Below are 14,821 nucleotides of genomic sequence, written 5' to 3'. Positions count from 1 at the left end.
ATAACTGGTTAGGTGAATTTTACAGGCGCATCAAGGCCAAAAGCGGTGCACCAACAGCCATAAAAGCGACTGCTCGCAAGCTGGCAATTATTTTTTACCGGATGCTCAGGGATAAAAAAGAGTTTTCGCCTTTACCTCTTGACGAGTATAATCACTATTTCAAGGAACGAAGAATTAAATACGTTGATAAACAGGCCGCTAAGTATGGTTTTAGATTAGTGCCTATCGATAGCGTTTCTTAAGAGTAATCAGAAATAAGCAAACAACGGACATAAGATATAAAAGGTAACAAAAATAACAGATATATCAGTTAGCAGTCAACAGTTATCAGTTAACAATAAAATTCTCTTTATACATCTTGCTCTACATTTTCAGTTTTCCATTCTCTATTTTTCAATTCAAAAAGGTAACACATGTAACACCTTCCTACCATTTTTCAATCTAATTTTAACAACAACTCCTTCAAACACCTCATTAAATTAAGTGACATTTACACAATATAGTTAAAAGGTAACAGAAGTAACAGAAGTAACAGATATTTCAGCTATTAGCTGATAGCTTTTAGCCGTTAGCGGTGCGAAGCGACAAAACTCGTAATTTATTATCTTGTTTACGTTATTAACCATGTTTAGTTAAAACCTGACACATCTGACAACTTTGTTACAAGATATTCCGCCCCTACAGTTTTTTCAAAAAGTAACAAAGGTAACACGGAAAGCAATTAAGAATGAATAATTAATAATTAGCTTGTCATGCTGAACAGTGTGAAGCATCTCGTCAGTGAATAGTTGTCTACTCGTATCTCATATAACTTTCAACTTATTACTCAATACTTACTACTTTGAAAAGGTAACAAAAGTTACAGCTTTTCTCAGTACATGACGGCAAATCAGAAAGCAACTTGCCGCATTGCGTTTGCTAATTAATTACGTCAAAGAGCTGACAGCTATCAACTAACGGCTAAAAGCTATCATACACATATAGATAATTATTTTCCGCAAGAATCGGGTTTATTTTCTAATTCCCCTACCCTAACTTCGCTTTATAATATTTAAATTTGTTTCTTATGAACCAGCAAAACAATATAGACTTCGACCGCATCAAAGATGCTATCGGATATATAAATGATAATTACAGATCACAACCCGGCTTAGACGATGTTGCTGCCCATGTTGCGCTTAGCCCTTACCATCTTCAACGTATGTTTACCGAATGGGCGGGAGTAAGCCCTAAAAAGTTTCTCCAATACATCAGCCTCGAAAATGCCAAGAAGATACTCAAAGAGAGTCGTGCCACGCTTTTCGATGCTGCATTTGAAGTCGGATTATCGGGTACCGGACGCTTACATGACCTGTTTGTAAAAATAGAAGGGATGACGCCCGGAGAATATAAAAACGGTGGAGAAAACCTGACTATCAACTACAGTTTTGCAGAAACACCCTTCGGCGAGATTCTGATAGCATCTACTGCGAAAGGTATCTGCTATATGGCTTTTTCTGATAATGAAACGATCGCACTGGAAGAACTACAAAGAATATTCCCGAACGCAAGCTATAAGCAACTGACAGACAACAATCAACAAAGCGCACTCTATATATTCAGACAAGACTGGCTACAACCGGAACAAATAAAACTACATGTGAAAGGTACCGATTTTCAGCTCAAAGTATGGGAGTCCCTACTGAAAATACCAATGGGTAAACTATTAACCTATAGCGATATTGCCAGACAAACAGGCAATCCCAGGGCAAGCAGAGCTGTAGGATCGGCTGTAGGGGACAATCCCATAGCTTACCTCATTCCATGCCACCGGGTAATACTATCTTCGGGAGCATTCGGTCAGTATCACTGGGACAGCGGCCGTAAGGCTGCAATAATAGGATGGGAAAATATAAACACACATAATCATTGAAAAGCGTTTTACATCTTTTGCGAGAGATTTCTTTATTTAAATAATAGAATCAGCCGTTGAGTTTTAACGTTGAACTCTTTTAAACATTTTTCCTACGCGGAATTGAAAATTCCTTGTATCACTTTTGGCCAAAGCCCCAAAAGTAATCAAAAGCTCTTTAGCGCCCGCTTCAAAGGCCGACCCGTAACGGACAAAAAGACGAAACGGAAAAACTCGCTGGAAAGATCGTATAACCCAAATTAGTGGATAAGCTCAAACACGTTTCCGTTTTTTTCGTCTTTTAATCCTACGGGTACCCCGTCCATGAAGCTAACGGCGCGGGCTGACGCTCGACAGGAGGGAAAGCCCCTACACCTGATATGCGCAAGCCTTGTCATGCGTCAGCCCCTGCGCATTAGTGACGCAGGCGGGGCACCCACACGGTGCAGCCGGCTTAGAAAGGGACTGGGCGATAGCCCGTTTGTCACTTTCAGCCGGCAAAACGGTTTTGGGTCGCCGGGGAACGAAGCGCTAGCTTTTTGCTTCCTTTTGGGCAATGCCAAAAAGAAGGACAAGCCCGGCAGGGCGCGGCAGTAATGAGATAAGGTTGCAAGTTGCAAACAGGGGTAGGATTTATGTGTAAAATAATCCAACGTTAAATCTCAACTACTGATTCGCATTAATATCTAAAAAAGCAAACTTTCTGAAATATTTTTATTTCATTACCTTTCAATACTATTGTATATTTCGGAAAAAATCTTATTTTTGTATTAAGCTAAAAAAGCGAAAATAAACTATTAACAAAGAACTGCCATGAAAGAGTTTTTTTCAAGTATGGATGCTACACAACAGTTTTATTGGTATGTAGCTATAGGAGCTAGCGTTATATTTATAATCCAGACCATTATGACTTTTATCGGTGCCGATTCCGATACAGGAGTAGATGCTGACTTTGACGGCAATCTGGATAGTGCAGATGCTCCTTTTCAGTTATTCTCTCTCCGTAATCTGATCAATTTCCTTTTAGGATTCGGATGGACAGGCGCGGTATTATACAATGCATTCGAAAGCAAGTTCGTAGTGGGCATAGTATCCTTTTTGGTAGGAAGTGTGTTCATATTGCTTTTCTTTGTTATAATGCGTTTTATATGGAAACTATCCGAAGATAACACATTCAAGATGGAAGACACAATAGGAAAAACCGCAGACGTATATATGAATATTCCCGCATCAAAAAGTGGAAGAGGAAAAATATTTGTCAGTGTAAAAGGTTCTTCCCGTGAATTATATGCCGTTACAACAGCCGGCGAAGCGCTAAAAAGCGGATCATTGGTGAAAATTATCGGCATAGAAGGGGATATATTGGTCGTAGAACCATTCAGTAATATGAATAACTAAATTTTTTAACCCATATAATTTATACTAACATGTTTGAAGATCTATTAAATGGAGGAGGCGTCGGAATACTGGTTGTTGTTCTGGTTGTTGTCCTCATTGTTACTGCTTTGGCGATGATATCGAGATATAAACGATGTCCGTCCGATAAAATCCTGGTAGTATATGGAAAGACAGGTGGTGCATCAGCCAAATGTATTCACGGTGGCGGTGCATTCATTATTCCCGTTATACAGGATTTCGCGTATCTGGATTTGAAACCCATATCTATCGAAGCCAATCTGACCAGCGCACTGAGTAAACAGAATATCCGTGTAGATGTTCCATGCCGCTTTACAATCGCCATTTCCACCGAAAAGGAGAATATGAACAATGCGGCTGAAAGACTTCTGGGTCTGACTACTTCGCAAATACAGGAACTGGCTAAAGACATCTTGTTCGGACAATTGCGTTTGGTTATCGCTACCATGATGATTGAAGAAATCAACTCCGACCGTGACAAATTCTTAGATAACATTGCGAAAAATGTTGACACAGAGTTACGCAAGATAGGTCTGAAACTGATAAATGTAAACGTTACCGACATCAATGACGAATCAGGCTACATCGAAGCTTTAGGAAAAGAAGCCGCTGCAAAAGCGATCAATGAAGCGAAGATCAGTGTGGCAGAGCAAGAAAAAATCGGGGAAACAGGTAAGGCTGTCGCTGACAGAATGCGCGATGTACAAATTGCCGAAACTCACAGAGACAGGGACGTATCTATCGCTGTGGCTCAAAAGGACAGAGAAGTAAGCATTGCTGGTGCTGCCAGAGACGAGTCTATTGGTAAAGCTGAAGCAGACAGAGATACCCGTGTAAAAACAGCCGAAGCAAACGCTATAGCTGTTAAAGGAGAGAATACTGCCAAAATTGAGATTGCCGGTTCAGATGCACTTCGTCGCGAAAAAGAAGCCGAAGCCGCACGCCTGGCTGTTGCCGCAGAGAAAGTGCAACAGGCAAAGGCTCTCGAAGAAGCATATCTGGCTGAACAAAAAGCTGAGTTGGCACGTTCGGAAAGAGAGCGTTCGACACAGATAGCCAATGTTGTTGTTCCTGCCGAGATAGAAAAGCAAAGAATTATCATTGAAGCGCAGGCTGCCGCCGAACGTGTACGTGAACAGGCTAAAGGAGATGCAGACGCTATCTTCGCCAAAATGGATGCGGAAGCACGCGGTTTGTATGAAATACTGACCAAACAGGCTGAAGGTTACAGGGATGTGGTAAATGCGGCTAAAGGTGATCCTGTGGCAGCTTACCAGCTATTGTTGATAGAGAAACTGCCAGAACTGGTTAAAACACAGGTTGAGGCCGTTAAGAATATTAAGATTGACAAAGTTACTGTTTGGGATACAGGAAACGGTGCGGGTGACGACGGCAGGACATCTACCGCCAACTTTATATCCGGACTGATGAAATCCGTACCTCCGTTGAACGACTTGTTCGGCATGGCAGGAATGAACCTTCCGTCTTATCTGAAAGGACAGGCAGAAAAGGATAAAGAGGTAATAATTCCACTGGCTCCTACACCTACTGAAGATGAGAAAAAGAAAAAGTAATATCAGTAAATAGTTAAAGAAAAGCCTTGCATAAAAGATTCTGCGAGGCTTTTTTTTTATATTCAGGCTTTATGGCAAATCAATAATACCTTCCTTTCATCGGCTAATGTGGTGGCAAATATGTATATATCTCCCCCATCCTTCAGCCCTGTCTTTTTTCTAATTTCCTGAACGGACAAAGGAAAATTACGGGTAGTAATATTCGCCTGCTTAATACCTGACAGATATTCCTTCACATCTTTCTTATTCAAAGAACAGATATTATTAATAATAAACTTTCGCCCCGGAAAATCCTCATACAATACATCCGACAGATACAGATGGCTACTGGGGTGCAGCTTGTCCAGAGAATAAGCCTTTGCAATACTCTTGTATGCACCGCCTTTCAGTATCGAGGCATTAGATTCATACAGGTATTTTGCAATTTTAGTAGCATAATCTAAAAAGAGATTGTCTTCATCCTCTTTCCGGAAAGTATAGATATCCGTATTACTATTCTGTATGTTTACGCAATGGTAGAGAGTTTTATCCGTATTCCCCTTCTTCTTGATAAAGAGCAACTCTTTGCACTCATTATTCACGCTGATAATATACACATCCGATACAGATTTCATTGATCTCACAGCAAGAGAAATATCCAACATCGGCGACAATTTTACCATTACCTGTTCCGATTTTTCTTCCAGCAACGATTCTATATCGAGAATGTTCGGTGTACAGTCGTCTATCTGTACTGTCTTTTTACCTGTATTGTCCCTGCGGGCAGGATCGATATATATCAGGCTGGCAGGAGACATGGCTGACAGATATTCTACCGCATCTTCATTTACCACCTTTATATCCTGCTCCAATATTTTAAAGTTATGGACAGCTATTTCAGCCAATTCCGATTGCTGTTCTACGTAAGTGACATCCTTGAAACTATGTGCAAGAAAAGAACAATCTACCCCAAAACCTCCGGTAAGATCAACCATAGATTCTCCACGGCATAGCGAAGCCTTAAACCGTGCTGTTTGCTCCGACGAACATTGCTCCATCGACAGGTGTTTCGGATAAACTATGTTGTTATTGGCATGCCATGAAGAAATTTTCTCTTTAGCTATCTTGCGTCCGGCAATCTGACGAATAGCTTCCTGCATATCTATACCGGGATATTGCTTTGCCTGTAAAGCGAGTGAATGCACATCATCAGCCTCATGAGTAAGTATAAAAGCCTTTAATTCGTCACTGAGGTTCATTTTTTCTTCATCTTGATGAAAGGACTTAATGCACTACCTTTTTGTGTAGAGTCAGGCACAATCGGAGGAGGTGGCAAGACAGTATCTTTTTTGTGTCTTATCCATGGATAGTCAAACAAGTCACGTAGACCATCAAAGTCTTTCTTATAGATGATACCCACACCTTGCGTCTGTGTCGCATGATCCAGATAGTAAAATTTCTCGTTATAGTGATTATAAGCCTTTATTCGCCATGTACCGGCGTTATTGAGTAAGTATTCGATGTCTATATCGGTTATCATGGCTTCATTTTTCAAATTAATGTCGTTTCGGTAACCGAAGTTTCCGTTTATAAGAAGCCTGTCGTTCAATAATTTACTCGACAATAACAATTCAGCCTCCGTATACATCAATTCGGCATCACTATACCGTATGTTTGTACCCAGTTGCCATCTGTCATCGATGTTACTCACTATTTTTGTCAACTGATTGGATAAGGTAGCAGAAGCCACTGCTGCAAAATCTGATGTCTGTGCACCTGGCGTCGCATAATTAGGCGCTTTGAATTTGGATAATATCAGCAGGTATGCAACCTGTTTATTTATTTCGTCCTGCGTATTCAACAGATTTTTCACCTGTCGCTCTACCTCCGCATCTGTAGATGGCAATGCTATATCCAGGTCTACATTAGGGTGCTTGAGCGGCCCACTCAGATTGAGTACGCAATTGACCGGTATAGTTGTTTGCCCTACCCTTTTAGCCAAATCGTCATCCAAATCGTTAAGACTCGCATTCACTTTATATACAGCACTCACATTCAGGGTTGCATCAAATGGGTCTCCTCTGAATTGTACATTGCTTCCATCCTGAATATCGAACCGTCTTTCCATCAGTCGCTGGAAAGTGAAGTTATAACTTCCTCTATTGATATTATATGTACCATAAAGACGTGGGGAGGACTTCAGATTCCATTCGAAGCGCATAGCTCCGCTACCAGTACCCCTCAGTATATCGCCGCCCACAGGGTCCATTAACAATTCCAATGTAGCATCAGGAGTAACATCAGCATAAATATTCATATTGATGTCCATTCCTGTATCATTGCGGGGAGCCAGCATCGATGGTTTTACCTGTTTTACGGTATCTTGGTCCTGTTTTTCCTTATATGTTATAAAAGAATATTCGGTAACCACATCTTCCATAAAATTCATACGTACAAGGGTATTGGGTTCTGTACGCATTCTGATATTTACATCCACAGCGCTTTCATCACCGCCTATAGTACCATTCCCACTACCGAACACTTTTCCGTAAAACAACGGATTCACGGATGATGAAGCATTATATACAAGGAAATTATCAGCCCTCAGGTCGACCTGATACATAAATTTACTAAAAAAATCGTGTGCCACTTTTCCACTTGCATGCGCTCTGTTATTGAACTGGTCTATCAGTGTTATATCATTAAAATAGATAAGATCTTTCTTCAAATAAACGGTATCGGAAAACGAGTATCGGGTATTCAGAAAACGGATTCCCATACTTCCGTCTTTTATAAATGCTTTCCCTTCTACCGTTACATTCGAAAAATCACCATATAAATGCACTTTTCCTGTACCCCGTCCTGTTATATTATCAAAAATTGTTTCGGCATACTTATTCAGGAAGCCGATATTGATACTATCGGCATCGAAATTAATGGATAATCTTTGCTTTACAGGGTCTAGGGTTCCATCTACTTTTGTCCGTTTATTCTCCTTGCTCACAATCAGCCCGTCGAGCATAACCTGATTGGTCTCATCATCCAATTCACTGAATATATTCAGTTTACCTAATTCCGCCCCGTTAAATTTAAAATCAGTTATTTCGAGGCGTGTATTGGCATATGGTTTTTTCTCTATACTGGACACAAACAGGCTGCCTGTAGCTGCCCCGCCAAACTGGAGAGCATCTATAGCCAAAGTCTGGAAAACATATTCGAGGTTAATATTTTTGAGTTCGGCTTTTAATATGTCGTTCGAATCTTTTTGGGTATATTTCCCATTCACTTTTACCTCCTGACTGCCATCTTCATTATATATCCGGAAATTATCCACAGCCACCAAGCCATCCTGTATCGCTATATGTGACTGGTTCATCTTCCAATCGGCATTATTCAACAATAATTCGCTTGGCAAGGTGTTTATATCTATCCTGAGCGGCTCTGCTTCATTTTTAGTGAGCAGCGTACTTATGGAAAAATTACCCATGGCTTTCTGCGCACCTGTATTCACTAGGGATATATTGGTATTGATCAGGTTATCTTTCACTTTAGCGTTGATAGCAACATCGTTGATTGTGTTTTTCTTACCTGCGATCAATACATTAACCTTAGCATCTATTGTATCGTGCGGATTTCGTATGGCAACATATCCCGACTGTATACTCATCCCCGCAGCTTTTACCGATGGTGCAAATATTTCGAGGTTAAACCTGTCATTTATATTATTATAAGACCCGATTATTTTAGAAGTACTCAGCACTGTAACAGGAAGATTGAGTATATTGCTTAATGATTCGCTATTGCTTATCTGTAACTCAAAATTAAGCATATTCGGCTTCTCTTCCGGTCTTTTCTTATTATCAGGCCTTATCAAAGCGGGTAAATACATGCTCAATGTCTGCTTCACACTATTTATCATCGACGACATGGAATACACCCCATTGATATCTCCTTTCAGTAAATCAGACCTTATACTCAACCTGCGATTGTCGGGAAAACCGGCAACCCTTGCAACAAGACTATCCATCTGAAATAACTTATCTTCACGGATAAAATCTATAGAGTCTATCCTTACATATCCTTCTGCATTATCGATATGGCTACCTATAAAATCTGCATCTATCGCAAAAGAAAGATAAGAATGCTGCATCTTTTCGGCCAAATGCAGATTAGCCAGCTGAACGTTCTTTACTCTGGCCTTGAAATTCAACTCCGGATTTTCTTTATCTGTCAGATCAAACAGCCCGTTAACATTTAATATACCGTTCTCATCATTTACATCCAGTTGTCCGTCTACCCGTAAGCCGTCGTAAGCAGCATCCAGCGAAATTTCTTTATAGGTATATCCCTTGAAATCGAAATTGTGAATATCTCCGTCCGCTGTTCCACGGATTTTACCATATGTGGGTTTCTCTAAATCGACAGACAGATTCAATGATATCTTATTCAGATCTTTATTATCAAGAAGTTTTCCCAATTCGAAATCTGACGTATAAACTTTCCCATGCACAAAGGAGCTTATACCATTTCTCGGATTCAGGCCAAAAAGCACATCCGTTTTGACAATACCTAAGTCGGTATCCAAACTACCAAAAGCTGTAAGTTGTTTTAAATAGCCCGAAATATCACCGATAAACGACAGTGTACCGAGTTTCTGCAATTGAGATGGTAACTGCGTCTTATTTTTAGAGAAGTTATTAAGAATGCTTTCTACTTCCCTGATTCCGATTGTTAATTCATCGACACTGCCCAAAAGATACGTTTTTTCGGAATCCCTTATATCTTTGACCTCTGCATTAGCAATCAAATGCATCTTTTCCCCATAGTCCACAGACAATTCCGAGAGAACCAGATTATCGAACGAACCTGAAATATGCGCGCGTATATTCACTAAGTCTTTGAAGTTCTGCAATACAGGCGCAAATGCTGAGATATCTTTCGGAGCGATATATGAGGGTGCTACCCGGCAATCGACAACTGCATAATCGAGTATTTTAGCTGTATCACTGGTCGGCGTAAGATCTATTTCGCATCTTTCCAACGCCAAATGGGAGGATGGCAGGTTTAACTCAAATCCCCTGACCGATACCTTTTTCCCCTGACTTATTACTCTAAATACAAGGTCAGATATTTCCAGGCCGCTTCTTTCCTTCAGGCTAATTTTTTTCACCTGAATATTAAGAGAGTCTTCCAATACTGACTTTACGGTAAACTTAGCATCTAAACCTGATACTTGTATGTGATTTGCGTCAAATTGATTTTCCTTTAAAGGGCGGTCTTTTACATCATATGAAAAGCGTCCGTTAGACAGATTGATTGCATTCAGCTTAATATCCAGTCTGGCTTTCGGTTTATCGTCTTTCGATTTAAAAGCATCAATTACATACTGTATATTCAGCGGCGCATTTGTATTATCTTTTGATAAGTGAACTTCAAAATCGGTGAGCCAGGCGGAAGTGATTACTATCTTACCGTTTATAAGGGCAAGAATATCAACACCTGCCGAAACCTTATCAGCCATCAAAACTTTCTCGTTGGATTGGTCGTAAAGATACAGACTATCGATCGCAATAGTATTGAAAGGCTCAAAATGAAGACTGCCTATCCCCAGTTCTGTCCCCAATTTAGCCTTCAGTTCTTTCACAATAAGGCCTTTGGCATATTCCTGAACAGCGGGTGTGTTCAATAAGCCAAACAACAGGATAATCAGACCGAAAATTATCCCGAAAATGGTGAGAAATATTTTCTTAAACCGTTTTATAACTCTTTCCTTTAAGGTCGTCGACCTATTTTTTACTTTGGTAAGTATAATAACTAATGCAAGTTACCGCTCGAAGATATATCACAAAATACTTTCTTCTACTTGATAGTGCAAAAGTATTAAAAAAATGAGATTTTTCCCTATCCCCATATCGCTATCTTGAACAAAAGGAATGAAGTTAAGATAATTTATAGAAAATTCCTTTTCATCGCAAAAAGAACCGATTTATGCACCGGTTCTTCTTGTGTGCTAATTAATCGTTATCCGTTTTTGGTTTCGTCTCTTTTTTTATTCGTCCTGCTTTGCGAAGCGCCTGATCGAGAATATACTGTATCTGTCCGTTGGTACTGCGAAACTCGTCGGCAGCCCATTTTTCGATTGCATCCATCATCTCCGGATCGATGCGCAGGACGAAACTTTTTACAGTAGATTCTTTTTCTTTTTTAGCCACAATAATATTAATTTCAGAATTGAATGATTTCAAGATTTCACAATGATATTCCTTGCAATTTTAAAATCTTAAAACCTGAAATAGGATTAATGATGCAGCGTTCCCGCATTCACAATCGGTTGAGCCGCCTCATCGGCACAAAGAACCACCAGCAAATTACTCACCATAGCAGCCTTACGCTCCTCGTCAAGTTCCACTATCTGGTCTTTTTGTAATTTATCCAGAGCCAGTTGCACCATACTCACAGCTCCCTCAACAATCTTTTCACGGGCGGCAATAATCGCATCAGCCTGTTGGCGGCGAAGCATCACGCTAGCTATTTCGGACGCATACGCGAGGTAATTGATACGCGCTTCTATAACTTCAATACCAGCGATGGCTATACGGCTATTGAGTTCATCTTCTAACCGTTGGCTCACTTCATCGCTATCCGATCTCAGGGTTATAGCATCTTTGTCGTTATCGTTATTATCATAAGCATACATACCTGCCACCTGGCGCAAAGCAGCATCGCTTTGTATCTGCACAAAATCAGTTGGTCCCGATGCAATATCGAACATCACCTTGTAAGTATCCTTTATCCTCCATACCAATACGGCTCCAATCATAATAGGATTACCCATTTTATCATTCACCTTTATAGGCTCAATATCCAGATTACGCGCGCGTAAAGTCGTTTTTCTTTTACTCAAAAAAGGATTTACCCAAAAGAATCCGTTATCGGCCAGTGTACCTTTATATCTTCCAAACAACACCATCACACGCACATTGTTAGGCTCAACGATAATAAGTCCTTTGGTCAGCACAATGAATATCAGAAAAACAATCAAAGAGCCACATGTAATGAAGATAGGATTCTTTTGATAAATACATACCCCCAGTATGACAAGCGCTAAAACCAAGGCTATCGCAATAGCCGAAAATGCCGAAATTCTAATTCCCGCAAACTTTTTCTCCTGTGTTTCCATATTATCTATATTTTGATATTAAAATGATATCATAAAGATATAAATAAATTTATTATATACAAATAGGACAGGATATATTTAAATAAAAAATGTATCATAATATAATACCATAAAACTTTACTTAAATAATATTATATTTGAATCAGATAAGTTCAAACTCCGATATCTGCCCGTACTCCGACATATCGTCGAATGCCCCGGCCAAATCTGTTTTACCGAAATATACTTTAAAACAATTTATTACCCCGCCATGAGCAAAGACTGCCACAGTAGAGTGATCCTGTCCTTTAAGTTCATCGAGGAAAGATGCTATACGCTTATACATTTGTGCAAAAGATTCTCCGTTGGGTGCAGGGGTATTTATCCAGTCTTTCTCCCATTCCGTCATATCTATTTTATCCCACTCCTGCATTTCCCATTCGCCGAAATTCAATTCCTTTAACCGGTCTTTAAGTCGTATATTTTCATAACCGCAATACTCGGCAAGTTTTTTTGCCCGGCTCAAGGGGCTGGAAAATACAGCATCGAAAGCTATGTCTTTCAAGTTTTGTTTTACTATTTCCGCCTCACTTTCAAAAGTTTCTTTCAGTGGCACGTCAGTTTGCCCGTAACAAACTCCGTTTACACCAACTGCTGTATGTCGTATAATATATATTTTCATAAAATCAATCAGTAAATCAGCCAATTTGAATATTTAGCCTATTAAACAGCTAAACAATTCAATATTACCATAACTCCCAGATAAAAAGACAATTCACACATCAGAAATGTAGCGCCACAACAGTCACCTGTATAGCCCCCGATTTTCTTCTTCATCAGGAATATCAATCCGGCAAAAACAAAGATAGGAAATATTATAGCCGGCAAAAAGTCAATTTTTAGTAATAAAATAAAAGGAAGCAGTCCGAATACAACAGAGATAACACCCGTACTGGCTGACATTTTATTATAAACAACCTTCGATTTGCTTGTTTCCTCATTCCGGGCATATGGCAGGACCAAAGTTATCAGTGATGCTATAAACTTACATAACGGATCTGCCGATAACACTACCAGACAAGCCATTTCCAAACTAAGATTACTCAGAAGCAAATAAAAGAATGAAAAATAAAATATCAGACTGATAACCCCATATGTACCGATGTGCGAATCCTTCATTATCTCCAACGTTCGCTCGCGGGTATTTCCACCGCCAAATCCATCGAAGAAATCAGCCAATCCGTCTTCGTGCAATGCTCCTGTGACCAGCAAACGACTCAATATTGCCACTACAACAGCAATCGGATACGGCAGAATCTGCGCCGCACCCCAAAGTACTCCTGCCATCACAGCAGCCGTAAGCCATCCGGCAACAGGCCAATAATTGATTACCTGCTTATAATACACAGCAGGTACATTAAAGGCCTTTAACCGCCAAAATGGTAAACGGGTAAAGAAAACAAGGGAGGCAGCGATATTTTTCATCCGTTAGAAATACTTCGTTACTTTTATTTCCTTAAAAGAATGCATTTCATTTATCATATGCAGAGCAGAAGCCACAATAGGATAAGCACATAACGCGCCTGTCCCCTCTCCCAATCTGAGGCCAAGATTCAGTATAGATTTTGCTTTCAGGTAGTCCAGAACCAGCTTGTGGCCTGCTTCATCGCCCTGATGACCGAATATAGCATAATGCAATACATTTGCGTTTAACTTAGATGCTACAAGCATACAATTAGTCATAATGAAGCCATCGACCAGAACCATCATTTTCAGTTCGGCAGCTTTGAGCATAGCTCCCACAGTCATCACCATTTCGTAACCACCAAAGTAGCGCATGATATCCTCTACGGAAGCATCTCCTTTGTAATTCTCCATCGATTGTTTCAGCACATTGTATTTGTGGCTGATGATCTTTCCTGTATGGTCACATCCTGCGCCGATACACTGATCTAACGGAATTCCTGTAAGATAGGTCATCCATAGGGAAGAGGACGAAGTATTGGTTATACCCATCTCTCCAAAACCAATAACATTACAACCCTCATCGTAGCATGTCTGTACACATTCTGCTCCACGTTGTATAGCCAGCTCCATTTCTTCATATGTCATGGCCGCTTCGTGCAGATAATTACGTGTACTCTTCCGTATTTTCTTATCTATGATAGGGTCTCCATCTTTGAAATCAAAATTAACACCGGAATCCACCACTTTAAGATTGAATCCATGCTGACGGGCCAGAAAATTAATACCCGCACCTCCTGCCCAGAAATTAAGTATCATCTGGTATGTTACTTCCTGTGGTGAAGGGCTTACGCCTTCGGCGGCTATACCATGATCGCCTGCAAATACAATATGGCAGGGATTCGTCAGTTTAGGATTGAGGGATTGTTGCACCCAACCGATTTGCATGGCAAGGTCCTCCAATACTCCCAATGAACCTTTTGGTTTAGTAAGGTTATCAATTTTTTCCTGTAAATACGAACGAACTTCGTCGTTTGGTTTTTCGATGTTAAATTGTTGCATTCTATGTTAGTTTATACTGCCAGTGGAAACGGGCAGATTATATTAGTCTCTTTCGTCCCTCCAGATTCACAATCCGAAAGTTTTATACCATTCATAATCAGTATATATTTTGTTAAAAAGTAACAAAGGTAACACATATACCAGTTATCAGTTAACAACTCGTATCTCGTATAACTTAAAACTTACGACTTGTTAAAAAGTAACAAAGGTTACAGCTTTTTCAGTCAACAACTTGTATCTTGTCTACTTGTAACCTTTTTCAAAAGGTAACAAAGG

The 14,821-nt window shown here is 40.0% G+C and carries 10 protein-coding genes and 1 pseudogene; 4 read left to right on the top strand and 7 right to left on the bottom strand.

Going from position 1 to position 14,821, the window contains the following annotated elements; translation table 11 throughout:
• From IR083_RS19100 to IR083_RS19085, 4 genes and pseudogenes are all read left to right on the top strand, one after another.
• A pseudogene (locus IR083_RS19100) lies at positions 1-242 on the top strand (hypothetical protein); the annotation flags it as partial.
• 824 nt (positions 243-1,066) lie between these two features.
• Positions 1,067-1,912 carry a methylated-DNA--[protein]-cysteine S-methyltransferase gene (locus IR083_RS19095; RefSeq protein WP_194225501.1) on the top strand — a complete coding sequence of 282 codons (846 nt, stop codon included), beginning with the start codon at positions 1,067-1,069 and terminating at the stop codon, positions 1,910-1,912.
• Between the two features lie 792 nt (positions 1,913-2,704).
• Positions 2,705-3,289 carry an NfeD family protein gene (locus tag IR083_RS19090; RefSeq protein WP_006801613.1) on the top strand — a complete coding sequence of 195 codons (585 nt, stop codon included), beginning with the start codon at positions 2,705-2,707 and terminating at the stop codon, positions 3,287-3,289.
• A gap of 29 nt (positions 3,290-3,318) precedes the next feature.
• On the top strand, positions 3,319-4,881 hold the full coding sequence (locus IR083_RS19085) for a flotillin family protein (protein WP_006801612.1): 1,563 nt from the start codon (positions 3,319-3,321) through the stop codon (positions 4,879-4,881).
• 62 nt (positions 4,882-4,943) lie between these two features.
• Here the strand turns inward: IR083_RS19085 and IR083_RS19080 are convergent, their stop codons facing one another.
• From IR083_RS19080 to cobT, 7 genes are all read right to left on the bottom strand, one after another.
• Complete coding sequence (locus IR083_RS19080) at positions 4,944-6,119, bottom strand: THUMP-like domain-containing protein (RefSeq protein WP_194225500.1); 1,176 nt, start codon at positions 6,117-6,119, stop codon at positions 4,944-4,946.
• A complete protein-coding gene (locus IR083_RS19075; RefSeq protein WP_317174768.1) occupies positions 6,116-10,504 on the bottom strand; it encodes a translocation/assembly module TamB domain-containing protein in 4,389 nt (1,462 codons plus the stop codon). The genes IR083_RS19080 and IR083_RS19075 overlap by 4 nt, the downstream gene beginning before the upstream one ends.
• 370 nt (positions 10,505-10,874) lie before the next feature.
• A complete protein-coding gene (locus IR083_RS19070) occupies positions 10,875-11,072 on the bottom strand; it encodes an Arc family DNA-binding protein (RefSeq protein ID WP_194225498.1) in 198 nt (65 codons plus the stop codon).
• An 86-nt stretch (positions 11,073-11,158) separates the two neighbouring features.
• Positions 11,159-12,040 carry an SPFH domain-containing protein gene (locus IR083_RS19065; RefSeq protein WP_194225497.1) on the bottom strand — a complete coding sequence of 294 codons (882 nt, stop codon included), beginning with the start codon at positions 12,038-12,040 and terminating at the stop codon, positions 11,159-11,161.
• A gap of 142 nt (positions 12,041-12,182) precedes the next feature.
• On the bottom strand, positions 12,183-12,701 hold the full coding sequence (cobC, locus tag IR083_RS19060) for an alpha-ribazole phosphatase (protein ID WP_194225496.1): 519 nt from the start codon (positions 12,699-12,701) through the stop codon (positions 12,183-12,185).
• 41 nt (positions 12,702-12,742) lie between these two features.
• Positions 12,743-13,504 (bottom strand): adenosylcobinamide-GDP ribazoletransferase, encoded by a 762-nt coding sequence (gene cobS, locus IR083_RS19055; protein WP_194225495.1) that lies wholly within the window; start codon positions 13,502-13,504, stop codon positions 12,743-12,745.
• A gap of 3 nt (positions 13,505-13,507) precedes the next feature.
• Positions 13,508-14,545, bottom strand: coding sequence for a nicotinate-nucleotide--dimethylbenzimidazole phosphoribosyltransferase (cobT, locus tag IR083_RS19050; RefSeq protein WP_006801605.1), 1,038 nt, complete (start codon positions 14,543-14,545; stop codon positions 13,508-13,510).
• Positions 14,546-14,821 lie beyond the last annotated feature (276 nt).

It is taken from the genome of Dysgonomonas sp. GY75 (genome assembly GCF_015234155.1).
GTDB classification, from domain to species: domain Bacteria; phylum Bacteroidota; class Bacteroidia; order Bacteroidales; family Dysgonomonadaceae; genus Dysgonomonas; species Dysgonomonas gadei.
This window is presented reverse-complemented; position numbering and strand designations above follow the sequence as displayed.

Coding starts and splice junctions, on each gene's coding strand:
- cobT (WP_006801605.1), bottom strand. CDS start 14,545: ATGCAACAATTTAACATCGAAAAACCAAACGACGAAGTTCGTTCGTAT.
- cobS (WP_194225495.1), bottom strand. CDS start 13,504: ATGAAAAATATCGCTGCCTCCCTTGTTTTCTTTACCCGTTTACCATTT.
- IR083_RS19090 (WP_006801613.1), top strand. CDS start 2,705: ATGAAAGAGTTTTTTTCAAGTATGGATGCTACACAACAGTTTTATTGG.
- IR083_RS19085 (WP_006801612.1), top strand. CDS start 3,319: ATGTTTGAAGATCTATTAAATGGAGGAGGCGTCGGAATACTGGTTGTT.
- cobC (WP_194225496.1), bottom strand. CDS start 12,701: ATGAAAATATATATTATACGACATACAGCAGTTGGTGTAAACGGAGTT.
- IR083_RS19065 (WP_194225497.1), bottom strand. CDS start 12,040: ATGGAAACACAGGAGAAAAAGTTTGCGGGAATTAGAATTTCGGCATTT.
- IR083_RS19080 (WP_194225500.1), bottom strand. CDS start 6,119: ATGAACCTCAGTGACGAATTAAAGGCTTTTATACTTACTCATGAGGCT.
- IR083_RS19095 (WP_194225501.1), top strand. CDS start 1,067: ATGAACCAGCAAAACAATATAGACTTCGACCGCATCAAAGATGCTATC.